This is a genomic window from Lactococcus sp. S64 (genome assembly GCF_016516525.1).
Taxonomy (GTDB): Bacteria; Bacillota; Bacilli; order Lactobacillales; family Streptococcaceae; genus Lactococcus; species Lactococcus lactis.
The window spans coordinates 66,251-87,303 of sequence record NZ_JACVUQ010000002.1 but is presented as its reverse complement, the minus strand read 5'-3'; the positions used below and the strand labels follow the sequence as shown (position 1 = coordinate 87,303).

The following is a 21,053-nucleotide window of genomic DNA, read 5'->3' as shown; positions in this document are numbered from 1 at the left end:
TATTTCACATAAAATAAAAGACCGTTCCAAAAGCTTGAGTATATTTTTAACTTAATTACTCATAACTCAATCAAATAAAAATGGAGATAAACAAATGAAAATTAACTCACTTAATAAAAACTTTGCTTTGGCAAGCGTTAGCTTACTTGCTTTGAGTACTCTTGCAGGATTTAGTGGACTTGCAACTGTCAATGCGAAAACAACTAATGTAGCGGACCAAGTCTCAAATGGCGAAGTGGCTATCTATGCTCAATCAGCAGCTGGGAATCAAAATCCTACGCAAAATAACGGACTTGTAGATTCCGATGGCAATCCTGTTAATGATAGTGGGATTGCTAATAATCAAACAGGAGGACAAGCAGGAAATACTGGAAGCACCAAAAACGACGGTAGCCAACAAACAACTCTTGAAGGTTCAACTCCAAGCACAATGGCAAATGTGACTTTTTCAGCAACAAAATATGTAGGGACGGGTGTTCCGACTGGTGTGACTGATCCTTCATTTACAGATACAACTTCTGTAGCTCCAGTCACTACAGATGCATCTGGTCTTGCTGATTTCACTGGCTTGACCGATGGTTATTATCTGTTTCATCAAGTGACAACAGTCAACGGGATTACAACTGTTGGAGATTTTATCGTCCAAGTCAGCCACGAAGACAGCCAAGCGGGTATTGTTAACGTTTATCCAAAACTAGATATGTCAAGTTCAGCAGGTTTAGGAACGAGTGCGACAACAAATGCGGATGATAATTTCAATGGTCAAACACCAAATCAAATTGCTAATCCAAATGCGACGGGAAATTCTGACCAAACGCTCACAAATACGGACAACAATGCCGGAAATGAAAATCTGGCTAATGGAACATGGACAAATGGGTCTGATAATCAAAATACGACAACTGCGGCAGCTGGAAATACTGTGAATTGGAATGTGAATACAGTTTTTGATTCTTCACAAACAAACAACGGAAACGGGACTACAGGGGGCACAGGTACATATATTGTTACCGACCAATTGCCTAATAATCTGGTCAACAGCTCAACAGTAACAGTAAGTACGGTGATTGTAAATGTTACAAATGGAAGTGGAACAAAAGTGGGTACTTTGACTCCGACAACTGACTATACAATCACAAACGATGGCAATGGAAAAATCGTGGTTACTTTGACAACGGCTGGTCAACAACACGCAGCAAGCTTGCTTGGCAACGCAGATGGTGCTTTGAATATTATCATTCCATCAACGGTTAAAAGCGCCATTGGTAGTGCGACAGATTCAGCCACTACGACAATCACTAACGCTTATGGAGCAGATCTTTCAACGACGACAGCAGTTAAATCAACACTTAATGTGGGTGGTCTTGAAATGACTAAAACAGATGCTTCAACTAATGCAGCTTTGGCAGGAGCAACTTTTACCGTTGTACGTGCTGATAATAAAGAGGATGCCCAAGATTTTGTTGAAGCGAATGCAGCTTATTTTAATAACTCAGCCTCAGGTGGAACAGTAACAAATCTAACTTCAAGTAAAGCGGCTTTTGTCACTGGGGATACTTCAGGAAATGCAAATACAAGTGCAACTGCACCAGTCACATTCACTACGGGTAAAGATGGGATTGCAACCTTTAACGGCTTGAACTTGGTTGATAATAACACGGATGGTAGTAACACAACGAATTACTATCTTGTCGAAGTTGCCGCTCCAACAGGTTATCAACTTCCTAGTGTTACTACAGCAGCTAACCTGACTGGTGCCGTCACCGCAAGCACAGCACCAGCTGCTACTGATACTACAATTACCAATAATAAACCATTTGCATTACCATTTACAGGTGGACAAGGTTTAGCGGGAATCATTGCTATTGCAACTGTTTCAGGGGTGATTGCTTTTGCTATTAAACGTCGTAAAGATAACGAAGAAGAAGTTGTGAAATAAAAATCTTTATCTTTAATGGAAGTGGTAAACTAGCCAAATTGATATTGTAGATTAGGAGGGGATGATGGCAAAGAAAAAACCAAAAACCTCCCGTAAAAAGGGCTTCAGTTTCCGAAATTTACTGAGTATTATTCTTGGGATAATTGCTATTGGATTGTTGTTCTACCCGATTGTTGTTAACTATTTGGCAGGACAGCAAAATATCAAATCTGTTCAGAAATACGATGAAAATCTTTCAAATATAGGAAGTGCTAAAGTAAAGGAATTGCTTAGTCAAGCACAGCTTTATAACGCGCAACTTTACAATGATTATATCTATGATGCAAGTCAGCATATTGCTTGGAATAAGCCAATTCCTAACTATAACAATGTCTTAAAAATTGATACTACGGGAATGATGGGTTTTATCACGATTCCTCAGATTAAAGTCAATGATATTCCAATCTATCATGGAGATTCTGAAAAAATTTTGGGACTAGGGGTTGGACATGTGCCTCAATCCTCTTTGCCAATTGGAGAAATCAATAGTCATGCTGTCTTACCTGCTCATTCTGGGCGAGTGAATGATACTTTATTTACTAATCTAGATAAACTCAAAAATGGTGATATCTTTTATCTTCATGTTTTGAATCTCACTCTAAAGTACAAGATTAATGATATTCGCATCGTTGCTCCCAATCAAGTTTCATCTTTGAGTATTGAAAAAGGACGAGATTTGGTGACTTTAGTCACTTGTTATCCAACAGGTATTAATAACAAAAGATTACTAGTTACTGGTGAAAGAACAGCATTATCAAAGGTTACGCCACAAGAAGATATTCAACGCAATCAGTTTGGTTATAATTTTTGGGTGATGTTTGGGTCTGCTTTCTTAATGTTTCTTGGATTAGTCTATCTTTTATGGTTACTTTTTGGGAGAAAGCGGAACTTATATCATGTTGCTGCTAGAAAAATTGAAAAACCTGTTCTTTCTGATGGACAATTGGTAGGAGATTTTGGTGAAGGTTTTTATTTAACTGATTCTAAGAAACTAGTGTTTCAGTGGTTAGATGAATTTGCTCAAAAAGAAAAGCTGAACTCAGAAGAGCTTTTCTTAAATGTTTATCGATTAAAAAGAATTAAAAAGTTGTCCCGCTGGATATTTAAAGATAAAACGGAAAACTGGCAAAATTATATTAATGAGAAACAAGGTTATGGGGATGAAAAACATGCGCTTGTCGTAGGGCCTGCTTTTACTAGTGATAAGAAAATAATGCAGTATGTTTTGAAAACAGAAGAAGCATTGGGATATATAAAGTATATTAAATGCTTGAATATTAATAAATTAAAGAAAGGGGGAGGAATAATTGACAAAAAGTAGCAAGTTAATGGGGTTCTTAATAGTCCTTTGCTTTTGTTTTTGGGACTTGTCAGTCAAAAAGCTTTTGCTGATAGTCGCTTAATTATTGTAAAATATGGGCTAAGCCCTGGAGCGACAGGTTTTAGCGAGAATCAGACGACAAATGATGGACTACAGATTAATAACCTCCCCTTGGATAATTTAGGAAACGAACTGTCAGTTCTTTCTGGAATTCATTATTTAGTTTATGAAATTTCACCTACTGGGGATGGTTCAGAACTTAAGGCAACAAATCCACCGCCATCAAGTTATACAGTTTTAAAAGAGGTTGCTGATTTGGCGACTGACTCTAATGGAGTAGCTAGTTTATCTGTGTCTGATGGTTATTATTTGATTGAAGAACAAACTAACCCTCAGAAAGGTTTGCTGAAAGCAGCTTTACCTTTGGTAATCAAGGCTCCAGTTTCAGGATTAAATGAGGTTTATATTTATCCTAAATCTAATGTTGATAAGGAAAAAACCGGACCTCCAAACAAACCTAAGCCTGCTCCTAAACCAATTGAAGTTCCTAAAGCTCCTAAAAGTAAGGATGATTCATCAAAAAAAGTTTTTGGATTATTACCAAAAACTGGTGTAGCTAGTTCTCTTTTATTAACTTCTTATGGTTTTGTCTTATTTCTGATTATTATCTGCTTAAAAAAACGCAGAAAAAAAGAAGAAGAAGTTAAATAAAATGATTAAATTTAGCTAAATAAATAAGGTTGGACAATTAAATGTTCAACCTTATTTATTTATATAGGAGTTTTTTAATAGCCAAGAATGATTTTGGCAATGATTGGAGCAAATATCACATACATAATACCAGTCACTCCGATACTAAGAGCTGCCATTGCACCTTGGGTTTTTCCAAGTTCAATCGCTGTTCCGGTTCCGACAGCATGTCCAGTTCCTCCGAGGGCAATCCCTTGAGCAACTGGGTCAGTAATTCTAAAGAGTTTTAAGAGAGGGCCGCCCAGCACGCTTGTGAGGATTCCTGTAGCAACAACGACAACAACGGTAATTTGTTCAACACCATGCATTTTATCTGAAATTCCCATAGCCATTGCAGTGGTTACTGATTTAGGGAAAATTGAAAGAGAAGCGAGTTTACTAAGGCTGAAAAACTTAGCACAAAGGGCGGTAAAAATACAGTTGATTAGAGCCGCAATAGCAATTGAGCTAACAATTGAGCGCGCGTGATGTTTCATCAAGTGGAAAGTTTTATAGAGAGGAATTCCAAGAGCAACGGTACTAGGTCCAATAAGGTCATTGATAATTGAACCCCCGATATAATAGTTTTTATAAGGGATATGAGCTAGTGAGAGAATTAGGATTATTACGACAGTCGCAAAGAGAAGTGGATTTGTCCAAGGCTTACGAAAGTTTTCATTAATTCGTACTCCAATCATAAAGACAAGAACGGTAAGGACAAAGCCAAAGAGAGGGTCGGTAGTGATAATATTCATGATTTTATATGCTCCAAATTATTGGTCTTCAGTGGAAGAAGTGACGGTAGTTTCTGGTTTTAAAGCGACATAATCGCCTTCAAATTTTACTTTAATCCATTCAACTAATTTTCCTAAGATGAGCATATTTATAATGAGTGCTCCAACAACAATCAAGAGGATTTGTGCCCAAAAGTGGCTAATCAAATTCCATTTGGCCATAATTCCAACACCGGCTGGCAAAAACAAAATGGTCATATTATTGATAAGAAAGCTGCCGGCTTCATCAACATGACGAAATTCAAGAATTTTGAATTGTAATGCGAGGAAAAGTAGTATCATTCCTAGAATAGAGCCTGGAACTGGTAAACGAAAGACGTTTGAAATGACATTTCCAATAAAAGAAAAGCCAAAAATGATTAATAATTGCAGGTAAATTTTCATATTTGTTAACTCCCTAAGTTAATTACGGATAATTTTTACAACAATTTTTATTGTACTCTTCGAGATAGGCTTTTTCAAGGATAAACTGGCTTTAGACTAATGAAAATGGCTTAATAAAAAATTTAAAATGTGTGCTTGACTTTTACTTGAAACGTGTTATAATAAATATAAATAAACTATTAGAAAGGAGCGTTCGTAAGGGCGCTCCTTCTCTTGTGTTTTTAAAATAGAAGTTGACTTTAACTTTGTATTTTATGAAAGGAGAATTGCCTATGAATGATGTTGTTAAAATTGTAAAAGATTTCATTAGACCTCATATTCCTCAACCTTTTGAACTGTTTGCAGTTGAATGGGAAAAATTTGGTGGAGATATGATGCTTTCAATTCTGGTGGATAAAGAAGGCGGAATCGAAATTGATGAGACGGCTGAGTTGAGTGAAATCATTTCACCTTTGCTTGATACCATTAGTCCAGACCCGTTTCCAACAGAAGGTTATCTACTAGAGGTTGCAAGTCCAGGAGCTGAACGTCCTTTGCGTAAAGCTGAGCATTTTGCGGGTGCAGTTGGTGAGTATATTTTCGTTAAACTTTATCAAAAAATCAATAATGAAAAAGAAATTACTGGTGATTTGGTAAGCTTTGATGGAGAAACTTTAGTGGTAGATGTCTTGGATAAGACCCGTCATAAAAATATTGAAATTCCTTTATCTGCTGTTGCAAAAGCACAAACGATGGTTAAATTTTAAAGATATGACAGGATTTATTGATTTTTCTAAAGAGAATCAATAATTAGAAGCTGAGTTCGATTTCCTTGAGTTAGGCGAAAATGTAGAACTTCCTTGATTCAAGGTAGTCGAACTTAGCTTATATTAAAAATGAAATTTTCTTATAAAAAGAAAGAGAGAAAAAAATGAGCAAAGAAATGCTGAACGCCTTTGCAATGTTAGAAGAGCAAAAAGGAATCAAATCTGAGATTGTTATTGAAGCGATTGAGCAAGCTATCACAGCAGCTTACAAGCGTCAATATGGTCAAGCACAAAATGTTAAAGTTATCTTTGATGAAAAGAAAGGAAACTTCAATGTTTATTCGACTCGTGAAGTCGTGGATGAAGTTTTCGATAGTCGTCTTGAAATTTCACTTGAGGATGCGCATGAATTAAATCCTCACTATGAAATTGGCGACAAAATTATGTTTGAAGAAAAACCAAAAGATTTTGCTCGTACTGCTGCTGGAGCTGCTAAACAAGTTATCATGCAAAAAATGCGTGAAGAAGAACGCACAATTATTTATAACGAATATAGCCGTTACAAAGATGAAATCATCCAAGGAACTGTTGAAAAAGTTGATGCTCGTGCCGTTTATGTAAATCTTGGCCGTGTTGATGCTCTTTTGACTAAGAAAGACCAAATTCCACAAGAAAACTTCCATGTGGGAGACCGTGTAAAAGTTTATGTTACTGATGTTGTCTTGACTCCAAAAGGAACTCGTGTCTTCATTTCACGTACTGCGCCTGATATGCTCAAACGTATGTTTGAAAAAGAAATTCCTGAAGTTTTTGATGGAACTGTTGAAATCAAATCAATTGCTCGTGATGCTGGAGACCGTGCTAAAGTCATCGTTCAAAGTCATGATGAAAATGTTGATGCAATTGGTACAATGGTTGGGGCTAAAGGTTCACGTATCCAAGGAATCATTCGCGAACTTGCGGGTGAAAAAATGGATATCATTGAATGGTCAGAAGATAAAGCGACACTTGTTGCCAATGCTTTAAAACCTGCTCGTATTGAACAAGTTTTGATTACTGCTGATGGTTCAAGTTTAGCAGTTGTTGCGCGCGACCAATTGTCACTTGCCATTGGTAAACGTGGTCAAAATGTTCGTCTTGCTGCACACGTTACAAACAGTAAAATTGATATTAAAGCGGCTGATGAATTCAATATGGATGATTATGAATTCGTGGGTGAAGATGGGGAAGAAATTCCAACAACTGAAGTTGACGAAACTCTTGTAGTTGAAGAAGTTGTTGAAACACCTGAAGTTAGCGAAAGTAAAGAATAAATTTTAAAAGCTTGAAAATTTACTGACAGAAAATAATATTTTAGAAAAAGCACAAAGGTGCTGAAAATTTCTTTTTATAGGTCTGTCAGTAAAATGGCTGATATTCTAGTGGTCAAGAAATTGGCTGTCAGTCATTTTTTCAACAGAAATTTTGAGGATTTTCGATGAAACAGAAAAAAACTCCAATGAGAAAATCTTTAGTCTCGAATGAACAATTTCCCAAAAAGGATTTGTTACGGATTGCGTATAATAAAGAGGGAGAAATTTCAATTGACCCTTCTGGTAAAGCACATGGACGCGGAGCTTATATTGCTATTTTGAATAAAGAGGCAAGAGAAGCTAAGAAAAAACGTGTTTTTGACCGAGCTTTTCAAACTAAAATTGCTGATGAGTTCTATGATGAGTTAATCACTTATGTTGAACACCTTGTTGCTCGACGAGAACTTGAATCTGCAACCTATTCCGCTGATTTAGCGCCGGACTACGACTAAAGATGGATAAAAAACAACAAATTTCAAATTTACTAGGAATTGCAAAACGAGCTGGAAAAATTATTAGTGGTGAAGAATTGGTGATTAAATCAATTCAAAGCAGTAAAGCTACATTAGTTTTTCTTGCCAATGATGCCGCAGCAAATTTGAGTAAAAGAATTACTGATAAATCAAATTATTATGAGATTGCTGTCTCAACACTCTTTACAGAAATAGAATTATCGCACGCCATAGGACAAAATCGCAAGGTTATTGCACTTGTGGACGATGGATTTGCAAAGAAAATGGAGAGCCTCATGAACAATTGATGATATAAGGAGGACAAAGATTGTCTGATAAAAAACGTATAAACCAAATTGCTAAGGAAACTGGATTAACAAATGCTGAACTTGTTTCGGCAGCACAAACTCTCGGTTTTGAAGTGAAATCACATTCAAGTTCTGTAACAGCAGAACAAGCAGAAAAAATCATTCAAAGTGCAAAAACAGGCACTGACCAAACTGCTAAAGTTGCTGAAAAACCTGTTAAAAAAAGTCAACCAAAAGCTGCTGAGTCAGCAAAGAAAAACAAGGAAGACCATCCACGCACATTTGCTGGAAAAGCAGTTGTTGAGGACCCAGCAATTTTAGCAAGAATTAAAGCTAAAGAAGAAGCTGAAAAAGCAGCAAAAGTAGAAGTTGCATCAACTGAACATCCTGTTGTTACAGAAAAACCTAAAGCTAGTGAACCAGTTAAAAAAGCTGAACCAAAAGTTGAAGCTAAATCTGAGCCAAAAGTTGAAAAAGTAGAAACAAAAGATAACACAGCAACGTCAAAAGCTGAAGTAAAACCAGAGAATGTTGCTGATAAAAAAGAACCAGTTGTTACTGAAGAAAAGAAAAAATCATTGACTCAAAAACCAAGAATTCAAATCAAAGTTATTAAACGTGCCGAAGATATCAAAAAAGAACAAGCGGCAGCTCGTCCTGAAAAGAAAAAATTCGACAAAAATCGTAATGACCGAAATAATCGTAATGATAATCGCCGTCCTAACCAAAATGGAAATGGTCAAGGTGGAAACCATTATGATAAGAACCGTTCATCTGGTCAAGGACAAAATCAAGGTCAAAAACGTGACAAATTCGCTTCATCAGGTAGTGCACCAGCAACAGATTCGTTTACACCAGCTACTTCTGGTAAAACAAACCGTCGTGACCGTGACCGTAAAAAATCTGATAATAACCGCGATAATACAAAAGATGGTAACCGTAAAGGTGGTCCACTTCGCGTAAATGATAATCGTAATCAAGTTCGTAATGCGCGTAACTCAAACTGGAATCAAAAAGGTGGTCGTGGTCGTCACCAAAACAACCAATCTTCAAGTGTTCCAGCAACTCAACGTAAATTCCATGAATTACCAGAAAGTCTTGAATATGAAGTAGGAATGAATGTTCAAGATATTGCTAAATCAATCAAACGCGAACCAGCTGAAATTATCAAAAAACTCTTCATGATGGGAACAATGGTCAACCAAAACCAATCACTTGATGAAGATACAATTGAGTTGATTCTCATGGATTATGGTGTAACACCAGTCAAAAAAGTTGAAGAAGATAAATCAGATATTGAACGTTTGTTTGTTGAAGATGGTTATCTTAAAGAAGAAAACATGGTTGAACGCCCAGCTGTTGTTACAATTATGGGACACGTTGACCATGGTAAAACAACTTTGCTTGACCGTTTCCGTGAATCTCGTGTGACTGAGGGTGAAGCAGGTGGTATCACTCAACATATTGGGGCTTACCAAATCAAATCGAATGGTAAGAAAATTACTTTCCTTGATACGCCAGGTCACGAAGCCTTCACTTCTATGCGTGCTCGTGGTGCTTCTGTCACAGATATTACAATCCTTGTAGTTGCTGCTGATGATGGTGTAATGCCACAAACAATTGAAGCAATCAATCACTCTAAAGCTGCTGGTGTGCCAATTATTGTTGCAATCAACAAAATTGATAAACCAGGTGCCAATCCACAACGTGTAACACAAGAATTGACTGAACATGGTGTGTTCCCAGTCGCTTGGGATCCAGAAAATGGTTCAGAATTCGTTGAAATTTCGGCTAAATTTAACCAAAATCTTGATGAATTGTTAGATACAGTTCTTCTGGTGGCAGAAGTGCAAGAACTTAAGGCTGACCCAACTGTTCGTGCCATTGGTACTGTTGTTGAAGCCCGTCTTGACCAAGGTAAAGGGGCAATTGCAACTCTCTTGGTACAACAAGGAACACTTCATGTTCAAGATCCAATTGTTGTCGGAAACACATATGGTCGTGTTCGTACAATGACAAATGACCTCGGACGTCGGATTAAAGAAGCTGGTCCGTCAACTCCAATTGAATTAACTGGACTTTCTGACGTACCACAAGCTGGTGATCACTTCGCAGTATTTGAAGATGAAAAAGCAGCTCGTGCGGCTGGGGAAGAACGTGCTAAACGTGCTCAATTGATCAAACGTCAAAATACACGTCGTGTTAACTTGGACAATCTTTTTGATACTCTTAAAGAAGGTCAAACTAAATCTGTTAACATTATCATCAAAGCGGATGTTCAAGGTTCTGCAGAAGCGCTTGCTGCTTCACTTCAAAAAATTGAAGTTGAAGGTGTGAAAGTAGATATCGTCCATTCAGCTGTTGGGGCAATTTCAGAGTCTGATATTTCACTTGCAGCAGCATCAAATGCGATTATCATTGGTTTCAATGTTCGTCCAACTGGTCTTGCACGTGAACAAGCGGCTCAAGAAGAAGTTGATATTCGTTTGCACAGTATCATTTATAAAGTAATTGAAGAAGTTGAAACAGCAATGCGTGGAATGCTTGATCCTGAGTTCAAAGAAGAAATCATTGGTGAAGCAATTGTTCGCGAAACATTCAACGTTTCTAAAGTTGGTACAATTGCCGGATTTATGGTTATTCGTGGTAAAGTTGCCCGTGATGCTTCTGTCCGTGTCATTCGTGAAGGTGTCGTGATTCATGATGGAGCTATTGCCAGTCTTAAACATTTCAAAGATGACGTTAAAGAAGTCGGAAATGCTCAAGAAGGTGGTTTGATGGTTGAAGACTTCAACGATGTTGAAATTGACGATACATTTGAAGTTTACAAAATGGTTGAAATCGAACGTAAATAATAAGGTATGAGGAAATCCTGCTAAGAAGTTATGAAAAATGCCATTTGACTTGTGACTTTAGTCGCATAGTGAGAATAGACAGCGTAGATAGAGAAATATGGTTATACGCGTAGCGTAGGTTCCACTTTGTCTATTTTCACTGACTTCTAAGAAGGTGAACTCAGTTAAATAAAAGATGAGGGCGACTGGTTAAAAATGATGAATTTTATTTAAGTTTATTGTTTCTGGGAGCTTTTACTCATTTTTAAATGTGGGTGTGGAAAAGTGATTTAAAAATCATTTATCTACATTTTAAACGAAAAAATAGGAGGAGAAAATGGGAAATTCTTTTCGTAGCGACCGTGTCGCTGTAGAAATTCAACGCGAAATCAATGATATTTTACGAAATAAAGTACGTGATCCACGTGTTCAAGATGTAAATATCACTGATGTTCAATTGACTGGTGATTTGAGTCAAGCGACTGTTTATTATAGCCTCTTGTCAAATCTTGCCTCTGATAATGAAAAAGCCGCAACTGCTTTGAAAAAAGCAACCGGACTTTTCAAAAGTGAATTGGCAAAACGCATGACCATTTTCAAAATTCCAGATTTAACTTTTGCAAAAGATGAATCTGTTGAATATGGTTCAAAAATTGATGAGCTTCTTCGTGGGCTTAACAATAAATCAGAATATTAATTAAAAAAGTTACTGACGAAAAAATTGAGTGTATTCTTTAGGTTGAATACATTCTGACAGTTCTGTCAGTAACTTTTTTTGTCATAAAAATACTGACAGAATTGTTCTAGATAAATTTTGTGATATAATAGACATTGTGAAATGAAAGCGAATAAAATCTGCTCATTTGGAGGAAATTATGAAAGAACCATTGTTTTTGAACTCAGTTTTGCAAGAAAAAATCTGGGGCGGCGACCATTTGAAAGAGTTTGGCTATGATTTGCCATCAGACAAAGTTGGTGAATATTGGGCTATTTCTGCTCATCCACATGGTGTGTCAACAATTGCTAATGGCGAATTTAAAGGTCAAAAACTTGACCAATTATACGCAAGTCACCGCGAATTGTTTGGTGATAGTAAAAAAGAAGTTTTTCCCTTACTAACTAAAATTTTAGATGCCAATGACTGGCTTTCTGTGCAAGTTCATCCAGATGATGAATATGGACAAAAACATGAAGGTGAACTTGGAAAAACTGAATGTTGGTACATTATTTCAGCTGAACCAGGCGCTGAGATTATCTATGGACATAATGCTAAATCACGTGAAGAATTAGCAGAAATGATTAAATCTGGTGATTGGGATCATTTGTTACGTAAGGTAAAAGTGAAAACAGGAGATTTCTTCCATGTTCCGTCAGGAACAATGCACGCAATCGGTGCTGGAATTGTTATTCTTGAAACACAACAATCTTCTGATACAACTTACCGTGTTTATGATTTCGACCGTAAAGATGACCAAGGAAATCTACGTGAATTACATATTCAACAATCAATTGATGTATTGAATATTCCGGGCGACAAAGTTCCTGAAAATCAAGTTAAAACTGAAAAATTTGCTGATGCAGAAATTACAACTCTTGTGAAATCAGATTTCTTTGATGTTTATAAATGGCAAATTCATGGTGACCATGAATTTACCAAAGTTGCTGATTACACTTTAGTTTCTGTACTTGATGGTCAAGGAAAATTAACAGTTGATGGAAATGAATATCCAGTTGAAAAAGGAGCTCATTTCATCTTACCAAGCAACATTGAAAAATGGAATTTGTCTGGTCAATTAGAAATTATTGCCAGCAATCCTGCCTAATGTATTCAAAAGTTACTGATGAAAACTTTAAATTTTCTGTCAGTAACTTTTTTTGTTGAAATTATTTCTGTCAGTAGTTTGGGAAGGCAAATTTTACTGACATAAACTAATATTTTTTATAAAAATTGAGCAATGATGACGTTTTCTAAAAATTATTACTTGCAAATCATTCTAAAAAATAATATAATTTGATACAGAAAACCATTTGCAATATAAAAACAAATTGAGTTCATCTTGCGAGAAAGAAAAAATAGAATAATAAATCAGGGGGTAAGTTGATGATGTTTTTTTTGCATCAGTTTATCCCCTATCTAAATGTAATAATAAAATTTCATAAGGGGGTTTTATTGATTTCAATTTCTTTTTTTTCGTAATGTCTAAAGTCGGACTCACATCTAAATAATGAAGAGGATGACAGATGAAAACAGATTTTGATAAGGTGAATGAATGGCTGATTCAACTCTTTCATGATTTTATGATATTAGAGGAGCAATTTTTAAAGGACTCAGCTTATTCAGATGTAACAGTAAAAGAATTACAAATTTTGACACTGGTTCATACGCTAGGAACTTGTCGTGCGACAGATATTGCCAAAAATCAAAAATTGGCCTTGTCAACAATTACAATTACCCTCAATCGATTAGAAGATAAGGGATATATTGAACGCAAGCGTTCTACAGCGGACAGACGAGTGACTCACATTATACTGACATCGAAGGGTGATGAGCTTTGTGCAACTCACCGTGAATTTTTCCATACGATTACAGATAATCTATTTGATAGCGTTTATGGAACTACTGAAAATAAATTGGCTGGTGAACTTGCAACCTTACACGATTCTTTGGAGAATATGAAATAATGACTTTTGCGAAAATTACGCAAGTGGCACACTATGTGCCTGAAAATGTGGTATCTAATGATGACTTGTCCAAAATAATGGATACTAATGATGAATGGATTTACAGTCGGACAGGGATTAAAAATCGCCATATTTCAACTGGAGAGAACACCTCAGACTTAGCAGCTAAAGTTGCTAAGCAGTTGATTAGCGATTCAAATTTAAGCCCAGAAACGATTGACTTCATCATTGTTGCTACAGTAACTCCGGACTCATTGATGCCTTCAACCGCGGCACGGGTTCAAGCTCAAGTAGGAGCAGTTAATGCTTTTGCTTACGATTTGACTGCGGCTTGTTCAGGCTTTGTCTTTGCTCTATCAACAGCGGAAAAATTAATTTCCTCAGGAGCATATCAACGAGGGCTTGTCATTGGCGCAGAAGTCTTTTCAAAAGTAATTGATTGGTCAGACCGATCAACTGCTGTTCTTTTCGGAGATGGAGCTGCTGGTGTGCTTATTGAAGCTGGCGCGAGTCAACCTCTGATTATTGCTGAAAAAATGCAAACAGATGGAAGTCGTGGGAACAGTTTACTTTCTAGTTATGCTGACATCCAAACTCCATTTGCCTCTGTTTCATACGAAAGTTCAAACTTGAGTATGGAAGGGCGAGCAATTTTTGATTTTGCCGTACGTGATGTTCCTAAAAATATCCAGGCAACTTTAGAAAAAGCTAATTTGTCTGCTGAAGAAGTAGATTATTATCTCCTTCATCAAGCGAATTCAAGAATCCTTGATAAAATGGCTAAAAAGCTTGGTGTGACGCGCCAAAAGTTCCTTCAAAATATGCAAGAATATGGTAACACATCGGCAGCAAGCATCCCTATATTGTTGTCAGAATCCGTAAAAAATGGTATATTTAGTTTGGACGGTCAAACAAAAGTCGTCTTGACAGGATTTGGCGGTGGCCTCACTTGGGGTACAGCAATTATTAATTTATAAGAGCTTCAAAGTTTGCAAGTTTTTCTTAAGTTGTCTATATAAGAAAACATTATCAGCTAACTTTGACTCACAAGAAGATTTTAAAAAATCTTCACTAACTAATGGTTATAAACCGCTTTGCGGATATAATATAAATATTTTCACTCAATTAAAGGAGAAAAAATTATGGCAGTATTTGAAAAAGTACAAGATATTATCGTTGACGAACTCGGTAAAGAAAAAGAAGAAGTAACACTCGAAACTTCATTTGAAGAGCTCGACGCTGATTCACTTGATCTTTTCCAAATCATCAATGACATCGAAGACGAATTCGACGTTGAAGTTGATACAGAAGCAGATATGAAAACAGTTGCTGACCTCGTTAAATACGTAGAAAACAACAAATAATTCGGGATGGGGGTGAAGCGAGCAAAGGAGTTGATTCTTTTGCGAATTTCGCCCCTTCTTTTCGTTGGACTAGTTCTATTTTCAAAATAGAATTCTAGTATAGGGGGCTCAGTAATGATATACTGAGCTTGTCCTATAATTTTCATATTGAAGAATGTCATTTTTTTTAAGATAAAAAACATTTTACAATACTAATAATTAACTTTATAAAAGAAAATACGAGGAATTCTAATTGACTGATTTTGAATCATTGATTCAAAAGGTTGATTACTATATATTATGACTAAAACAGCATTTTTATTCTCAGGTCAAGGGGCACAAAAGCTTGGAATGGCACGTGACTTATATGACCAATATGAAACAGTTAAAGCAACTTTTGATGAAGCAAGTCAAGCTTTAGGATATGATTTGCGAGCTTTGATTGATAATGATGAAGAAAAACTAAATGAAACAAAGTACACTCAACCTGCAATTTTAACAACCTCTGTTGCTATTTTACGTTTGTTAAGTGAGAATGGGATTAAACCTGACCTTGTTGCTGGTCTTAGTCTGGGTGAATATTCTGCCTTGGTAGCATCAGGAATCATTGATTTTCAAGAAGCAGTTAAGCTTGTAGCTAAACGTGGTCAATATATGACAGAAGCTGCACCGACTGGTTCTGGTAAAATGGTCGCTGTAATGAACACAGACCCAGCCTTGATTGAAGAAATTTGCCAGAAAGCGGCCGAATTTAAAGGCGGTATTGTGAGTCCAGCAAATTATAACACGCCCGCACAAATTGTTATTGGTGGTGAAGTTGAGGCGGTTGATTATGCTGTTGAGTTGCTAAAAGAAGCCGGAGTTCGTAAACTTATTGAATTAAAAGTTTCAGGACCTTTCCATACAGCAATTTTAAAACCAGCATCTGAAAAATTGGCTTTGGAACTTGATAAAATTGATTTTAGACCTTTTGAATTACCATTAATCTCAAATACGAGTGCCAAAGTAATGGAAAATGATGAAGTCAAAGGACTTTTGACGCGTCAAGTCATGGAACCAGTTCGTTTTTATGAATCGGTTGAAACAATGCAAAAACTAGGGGTGACTCGCTTTATTGAAGTTGGTCCTGGGAGAGTACTTTCAGGTTTCATTAAAAAAATTGATAAAAATGCAGAAATTGCTAATGTTGAAAATTTAGCTTCATTTGAAGCTTTGATTAATCAGTAAAATTGAAGAAAGGAATTGAGTTTGTCCTTTTGAAATCTTAGTACTAAAGTGCTAAAACTTCTTAGGCAAGCTCATATCTTAAATAATGGAAATTAAAAATAAAAATGTCTTTGTGACTGGTTCAACACGTGGAATTGGTAAAGCAATTGCGCTTCAATTTGCTAAAGCGGGTTCTAATCTAATTATTAATGGTCGTTCAGCAATTTCAGAAGAATTATTAGCTGAATTTACAGCCTATGGTGTTAAAGCAATTGGTATTTCTGGTGATATTTCAAAATCAGAAGATGCAAAACGAATGGTTGCAGAAGCGATTGAAACTCTTGGTTCAGTAGATATTTTGGTAAACAATGCAGGAATTACTCGTGATGGTTTATCTTTGAAAATGTCAGAAGAAGATTTTGAGTCTGTTCTTAAAATCAACTTGACTGGGGCTTTCAATATGACACAGGCTGTTTTGAAACCGATGACCAGAGCTCGTTCTGGAGCAATTATTAATATCTCATCAGTTGTTGGACTTATGGGAAATGCTGGGCAAGCAAATTATGCCGCTTCAAAAGCAGGACTTATTGGTTTGACAAAATCAATTGCTAGAGAAGTTGCGGCACGAAATGTTCGTGTCAATGCTGTGGCTCCAGGATTTATTGAATCAGATATGACTGAAGTTCTTTCTGATAAAGTTAAAGATGCAATGAAAGGGCAAATTCCAATGAAACGTTTTGGAATGCCTGAAGAAATTGCAACAGCAACTCAATTCTTGGCTGAACAAGAATATATGACTGGACAAGTACTTACCATTGATGGTGGAGTTTCAATGTAAATTATTCATTGATAAATTTTAAAATTAAGAGGATAAAAATATGACAAATAGAGTTGTTATCACTGGTTATGGTGTAGTTAGTGCAATTGGAAATAGCCCAGAAGAATTTTGGAACAATCTTAAAGCTGGTAAAACTGGAATTGGTCCAATCACTCACTTTGATGCTGAAGCAACAGGGATTTCTGTTGCAGCAGAAGTAAAAGAATTTCCATTTGATAAATATTTCCAGAAAAAAGATGCACGACGCATGGATACTTTCTCACTTTATGCGGTTTATGCAGCACTTGATGCAATGGAAATGTCTGGTATTACAGAAGAAAATACTAATTTTGACCGTTTGGGCTGTATCATGGCTTCTGGGATTGGTGGACTTGAACAATCACAAAAAAATTCACAAGCAATTGTCGCTAAAGGCCCTCGTAAAGGGGTAGCACCACTCTACGTTCCACTTGCTATTGCTAATATGGCAACTGGTAACGTTGCTTTACGTACAGGTGCTCGTGGGGTTTCGCGTGCTGAAGTAACGGCTTGTGCGGCTGGTGCTAATTCAATTGGTTCAGCTTTCCGTGAAATCAAACATGGTTACGCTGATGCAATGATTGCTGGTGGTGCTGAAGCGGCTATTTGTGAACTTGGAATTGCAGGTTTTGCTAATTTGACTGCTTTGACTAAAGAAACTGACCCTGAAAAAGCATGTATTCCATTCGATAAAAATCGTTCAGGATTTGTAATGGGTGAAGGTTCTGGTGTATTGATTTTGGAAAGCCTTGAACATGCACAAGCTCGTGGCGCTAATATCTTGGCTGAGATTGTTGGATACGGAAATACAAATGATGCTTTCCATATGACAACTCCTTCAGGAGTGGGTGCTGAAAATGCGATTAAATTGGCTTTGGAAGAAGCTGGTGCAAGTCCAGCTGATGTTGATTACGTTAATGCACACGGAACTTCAACACATGCCAATGAAGAAACTGAAAGCAAAGCAATTCACAATGTAATTGGCGATAAAGCTTATGTTTCATCTACAAAAGCATTGCACGGTCATGCACTTGGTGCAACAGGTGCAATTGAAGCAGTGGCAACTGTTCAAGCACTTTTGAATCAATATGCACCAGTAAATGCTGGAACAACTGAACTTGATGAAGGAATGACAATTAATGTTGTTCTTGGTGAAGGTAAACCTGCTGATATTAATCTTGCATTGTCGCAAGACTTTGGTTTCGGTGGACACAATGCTGTATTGGCATTCAAGAAATGGACTGGAGAGTAAATAAAAATGAACATTTCAGAAGTAAAAGATTTGATGAACCAATTCAATGGTTCTACTTTACGTGAATTTTCTTGGAAAAATGCTGATGGTGAATTATCATTTTCTAAAAATGAAGGTCAAGCCCTTGTTGGAGCTCAAAGTGCTGCACCTACTGCACCTGCATTTACAGCTCAACAAGTAACGCCAGTTGCAGAAAGTACAGAAGTGCCCGTGGCAAGTGAAGCGGCTGTTGAAGCTGAGGGTGAAGCAGTTACTTCTCCGTTAGTGGGTGTGGCCTATCTTAAACCTTCACCAGATAAGGCTGAATTTGCCAAAGTTGGTGATTCAGTTAAAAAAGGTCAAACTTTGCTTATTATTGAAGCAATGAAAGTAATGAATGAAATTCCTGCACCAAAAGATGGAGTCATCACGGAAATTATGGTTTCTGGAGAAGATGTCGTTGAATTTGGTCAAGATTTGATGAGAATCAAATAAAAAAATTACTGACAAAGCTCTGTCAGTTTATCTTTGATGTAAAAGTTACTGACAGCTCTGGTTTAAGTGCCAGAGAATTTACTGACAAGTTCTGTCAGTGAATCTCTAAAAGAAAAGTGAGAATAAATGACTGAAGTAAACATTAATGTAACTGAAATTATGGAGGCTTTGCCTCATCGTTATCCATTTCTATTAGTCGATCGTGTGATTGATATTGCTGAGGATGAAATTACAGCAATTAAAAATGTGACGATTAATGAAGAATTTTTCCAAGGACATTTTCCACAATATCCAGTAATGCCAGGGGTTTTGATTATGGAAGCTCTCGCACAAGCGGCTGGTGTTTTAGAATTATCTAAACCTGAAAACAAAGGAAAACTTGTTTTTTATGCGGGAATGGACAATGTTAAGTACAAAAAACAAGTCACTCCCGGAGATCAATTGGTCTTACATGCTAAATTTATCAAACGTCGTGGTCCAATTGCGGTTGTTGAAGCAGAAGCAACTGTTGATGGAAAATTGGCGGCTAAAGGAACTTTGACTTTTGCCTTAGGGCGTTAGTGCTTTAGTACTTGCCTTTTTATCACTTGCTTTAGCAAGTAGAGAAAACGGACAGCGAAACGAAGTGGAGATAGGCTTATAACCATTACGACTAATCGCTTTAGCGATGTAGCGAGTATGGATTAAAGACGGTCAAGGTGACCTGATATCGAAGATGTCAGGTTGTGTCCTGCCTTAGGTAAATAGCTCATCTTCATTTAAAAATAATCATATTTTTTATGATTAAGAAACAAAAATTTATTTTAACCATAAGATTTTTTACTTATGGTAAATTCGGACTTATTTTTATTTATCAAAAAATTGTTTTGTTGGGAATGACTTTCTTTTTTATCATTCCTTTCAAAACACCCATTGAGCAAAAGCTCGGGGTATTTTCCCATATGGAGAACATCTATGTTTAATAAAATTTTGATTGCCAATCGTGGCGAAATTGCTGTAAGAATTATTCGTGCAGCTCGTGAATTAGGAGTGGGTACAGTTGCCATTTATTCAACTGCAGACCGCGATGCTTTACATGTTCATTTAGCTGACGAAGCAATTTGTGTGGGCCCAGCTAGAAGTACTGAGTCTTATCTTAATATGAATAATATTCTGTCAGCTGCTGTGGCAACTGGCGCACAAGCGATTCACCCAGGTTTTGGGTTCCTTTCTGAGAATTCAAAATTTGCTCGTCTTTGTGAAGAAATGAATATTAAATTTATCGGTCCGTCAGCAAAAGTTATGGATATGATGGGTGATAAAATCAATGCTCGTGCAGAAATGATTAAAGCTGGTGTTCCTGTAACACCGGGTTCTGAGGGCGAAGTTCATACCACTGATGAAGCAGTAAAAATTGCTGAAGAAATTGGCTATCCAATCATGCTTAAAGCATCAGCTGGTGGTGGTGGTAAAGGAATTCGTAAGGTTAATAATGTTGAGGAACTTGTTCCAGCATTTGAGGCAGCACAAGCGGAAGCACAAGCTGCTTTCGGTAATGGAGCCATGTTCATCGAACGAATGATTTTCCCAGCGCGTCATATTGAGGTTCAAATCTTAGGAGATAGTCAAGGAAATGTGATTCATCTTGGTGAACGTGATTGTTCATTGCAAAGAAATAATCAAAAAGTTCTTGAAGAATCTCCGTCAGTTGCAATTGGACACACTTTACGAAATGAAATAACAGCTGCGGCTGTTAAAGCAGCTCAGCATGTTTCTTATGAAAATGCGGGAACCATTGAGTTCTTACTTGATGAATCTTCTGGTAAGTTTTATTTCATGGAAATGAACACACGTGTTCAAGTTGAACATCCGGTCACAGAGTTTGTATCAGGTGTTGATATTGTAAAAGAACAGATTCGTGTAGCCAATGGCAATGAATTGTCTGTCAAGCAAGAAGATGTGACTTTTAGTGGACATGCGATTGAATGTCGAATTAATGCTGAAAATCCTAAATTTAATTTTGCACCAAGTCCAGGAAAAATTACTAATCTTTTCTTGCCAAGTGGTGGAGTTGGTTTGCGGGTTGATAGCGCTATGTACAGTGGTTACAGTATTCCGCCATATTATGATAGTATGATTGCTAAAGTCATTGTTCATGGTGAAAATCGTTTTGAAGCACTGATGAAAATGCAACGCGCCCTTCTTGAATTTGACGTTGAAGGGGTCATTACAAATGTTGATTTCCAACTAGAATTAATTTCTGACCCACATGTTGTGGCAGGAGATTATGATACAAGCTTCTTAGGAAATGTTTTCTTACCAGAATATCAAAAAGAAGATTAATCAATAGATTAGTGACAGAA

At 36.8% G+C, this 21,053-nt stretch carries 21 protein-coding genes; 19 read left to right on the top strand and 2 right to left on the bottom strand.

The window, feature by feature from the left end:
• Positions 1-94: 94 nt before the first annotated feature.
• From IAE51_RS02860 to IAE51_RS02850, 3 genes are all read left to right on the top strand, one after another.
• Positions 95-1,939, top strand: a complete 1,845-nt coding sequence (locus IAE51_RS02860; protein ID WP_200094690.1) for a SpaH/EbpB family LPXTG-anchored major pilin — start codon at positions 95-97, stop codon at positions 1,937-1,939.
• Between the two features lie 64 nt (positions 1,940-2,003).
• Positions 2,004-3,299: a class C sortase gene (locus tag IAE51_RS02855; protein ID WP_233611018.1), complete on the top strand. Its 1,296-nt coding sequence runs from the start codon at positions 2,004-2,006 to the stop codon at positions 3,297-3,299.
• A 33-nt stretch (positions 3,300-3,332) separates the two neighbouring features.
• Entirely contained in the window at positions 3,333-4,010 is a 678-nt protein-coding gene (locus IAE51_RS02850) for a pilin N-terminal domain-containing protein (protein WP_233611017.1), read from the top strand.
• 74 nt (positions 4,011-4,084) lie between these two features.
• Here the strand turns inward: IAE51_RS02850 and IAE51_RS02845 are convergent, their stop codons facing one another.
• Positions 4,085-4,783, bottom strand: coding sequence for an LrgB family protein (locus IAE51_RS02845; protein WP_033900360.1), 699 nt, complete (start codon positions 4,781-4,783; stop codon positions 4,085-4,087).
• 18 nt (positions 4,784-4,801) lie between these two features.
• Entirely contained in the window at positions 4,802-5,206 is a 405-nt protein-coding gene (locus IAE51_RS02840) for a CidA/LrgA family protein (RefSeq protein WP_017864315.1), read from the bottom strand.
• A 272-nt stretch (positions 5,207-5,478) separates the two neighbouring features.
• On the opposite strand from IAE51_RS02840, the gene rimP reads away from it, so the two are divergent.
• The 16 genes from rimP to accC all read left to right on the top strand — a co-directional run bounded on the left by rimP (position 5,479) and on the right by accC (position 21,033).
• Complete coding sequence (rimP, locus tag IAE51_RS02835) at positions 5,479-5,952, top strand: ribosome maturation factor RimP (protein ID WP_200094686.1); 474 nt, start codon at positions 5,479-5,481, stop codon at positions 5,950-5,952.
• Positions 5,953-6,116: 164 nt separating this feature from the next.
• Complete coding sequence (gene nusA / locus IAE51_RS02830; RefSeq protein WP_058204183.1) at positions 6,117-7,265, top strand: transcription termination factor NusA; 1,149 nt, start codon at positions 6,117-6,119, stop codon at positions 7,263-7,265.
• Positions 7,266-7,429: 164 nt separating this feature from the next.
• Positions 7,430-7,756, top strand: coding sequence for an RNase P modulator RnpM (rnpM, locus tag IAE51_RS02825; protein WP_003132489.1), 327 nt, complete (start codon positions 7,430-7,432; stop codon positions 7,754-7,756).
• A 2-nt stretch (positions 7,757-7,758) separates the two neighbouring features.
• A complete protein-coding gene (locus IAE51_RS02820; RefSeq protein ID WP_003132491.1) occupies positions 7,759-8,064 on the top strand; it encodes a YlxQ-related RNA-binding protein in 306 nt (101 codons plus the stop codon).
• A 20-nt stretch (positions 8,065-8,084) separates the two neighbouring features.
• On the top strand, positions 8,085-10,919 hold the full coding sequence (infB, locus tag IAE51_RS02815) for a translation initiation factor IF-2 (RefSeq protein ID WP_012897452.1): 2,835 nt from the start codon (positions 8,085-8,087) through the stop codon (positions 10,917-10,919).
• 316 nt (positions 10,920-11,235) lie between these two features.
• Positions 11,236-11,595, top strand: a complete 360-nt coding sequence (gene rbfA, locus IAE51_RS02810) for a 30S ribosome-binding factor RbfA (RefSeq protein WP_003132494.1) — start codon at positions 11,236-11,238, stop codon at positions 11,593-11,595.
• Positions 11,596-11,773: 178 nt separating this feature from the next.
• Positions 11,774-12,721, top strand: a complete 948-nt coding sequence (manA, locus tag IAE51_RS02805) for a mannose-6-phosphate isomerase, class I (RefSeq protein WP_012897453.1) — start codon at positions 11,774-11,776, stop codon at positions 12,719-12,721.
• 418 nt (positions 12,722-13,139) lie between these two features.
• Positions 13,140-13,580 (top strand): MarR family winged helix-turn-helix transcriptional regulator, encoded by a 441-nt coding sequence (locus IAE51_RS02800; RefSeq protein WP_003132498.1) that lies wholly within the window; start codon positions 13,140-13,142, stop codon positions 13,578-13,580.
• Entirely contained in the window at positions 13,580-14,557 is a 978-nt protein-coding gene (locus IAE51_RS02795; protein ID WP_003132499.1) for a beta-ketoacyl-ACP synthase III, read from the top strand. Before IAE51_RS02800 ends, IAE51_RS02795 begins: the two co-directional genes overlap by 1 nt.
• A gap of 165 nt (positions 14,558-14,722) precedes the next feature.
• Positions 14,723-14,944, top strand: a complete 222-nt coding sequence (locus IAE51_RS02790) for an acyl carrier protein (RefSeq protein ID WP_003132501.1) — start codon at positions 14,723-14,725, stop codon at positions 14,942-14,944.
• Positions 14,945-15,223: 279 nt separating this feature from the next.
• On the top strand, positions 15,224-16,150 hold the full coding sequence (gene fabD / locus IAE51_RS02785) for an ACP S-malonyltransferase (RefSeq protein ID WP_039114932.1): 927 nt from the start codon (positions 15,224-15,226) through the stop codon (positions 16,148-16,150).
• An 85-nt stretch (positions 16,151-16,235) separates the two neighbouring features.
• Positions 16,236-16,967, top strand: a complete 732-nt coding sequence (gene fabG, locus IAE51_RS02780; RefSeq protein ID WP_012897456.1) for a 3-oxoacyl-[acyl-carrier-protein] reductase — start codon at positions 16,236-16,238, stop codon at positions 16,965-16,967.
• Positions 16,968-17,007: 40 nt separating this feature from the next.
• Positions 17,008-18,237 carry a beta-ketoacyl-ACP synthase II gene (gene fabF / locus IAE51_RS02775; protein WP_011835565.1) on the top strand — a complete coding sequence of 410 codons (1,230 nt, stop codon included), beginning with the start codon at positions 17,008-17,010 and terminating at the stop codon, positions 18,235-18,237.
• Positions 18,238-18,243: 6 nt separating this feature from the next.
• The gene (gene accB / locus IAE51_RS02770) at positions 18,244-18,711 is read left to right on the top strand and encodes an acetyl-CoA carboxylase biotin carboxyl carrier protein (RefSeq protein WP_058204180.1); all 468 of its coding nucleotides are present in this window, start codon (positions 18,244-18,246) and stop codon (positions 18,709-18,711) included.
• A gap of 126 nt (positions 18,712-18,837) precedes the next feature.
• A complete protein-coding gene (gene fabZ / locus IAE51_RS02765; protein WP_003132511.1) occupies positions 18,838-19,272 on the top strand; it encodes a 3-hydroxyacyl-ACP dehydratase FabZ in 435 nt (144 codons plus the stop codon).
• A 393-nt stretch (positions 19,273-19,665) separates the two neighbouring features.
• On the top strand, positions 19,666-21,033 hold the full coding sequence (accC, locus tag IAE51_RS02760; RefSeq protein WP_003132515.1) for an acetyl-CoA carboxylase biotin carboxylase subunit: 1,368 nt from the start codon (positions 19,666-19,668) through the stop codon (positions 21,031-21,033).
• Positions 21,034-21,053 lie beyond the last annotated feature (20 nt).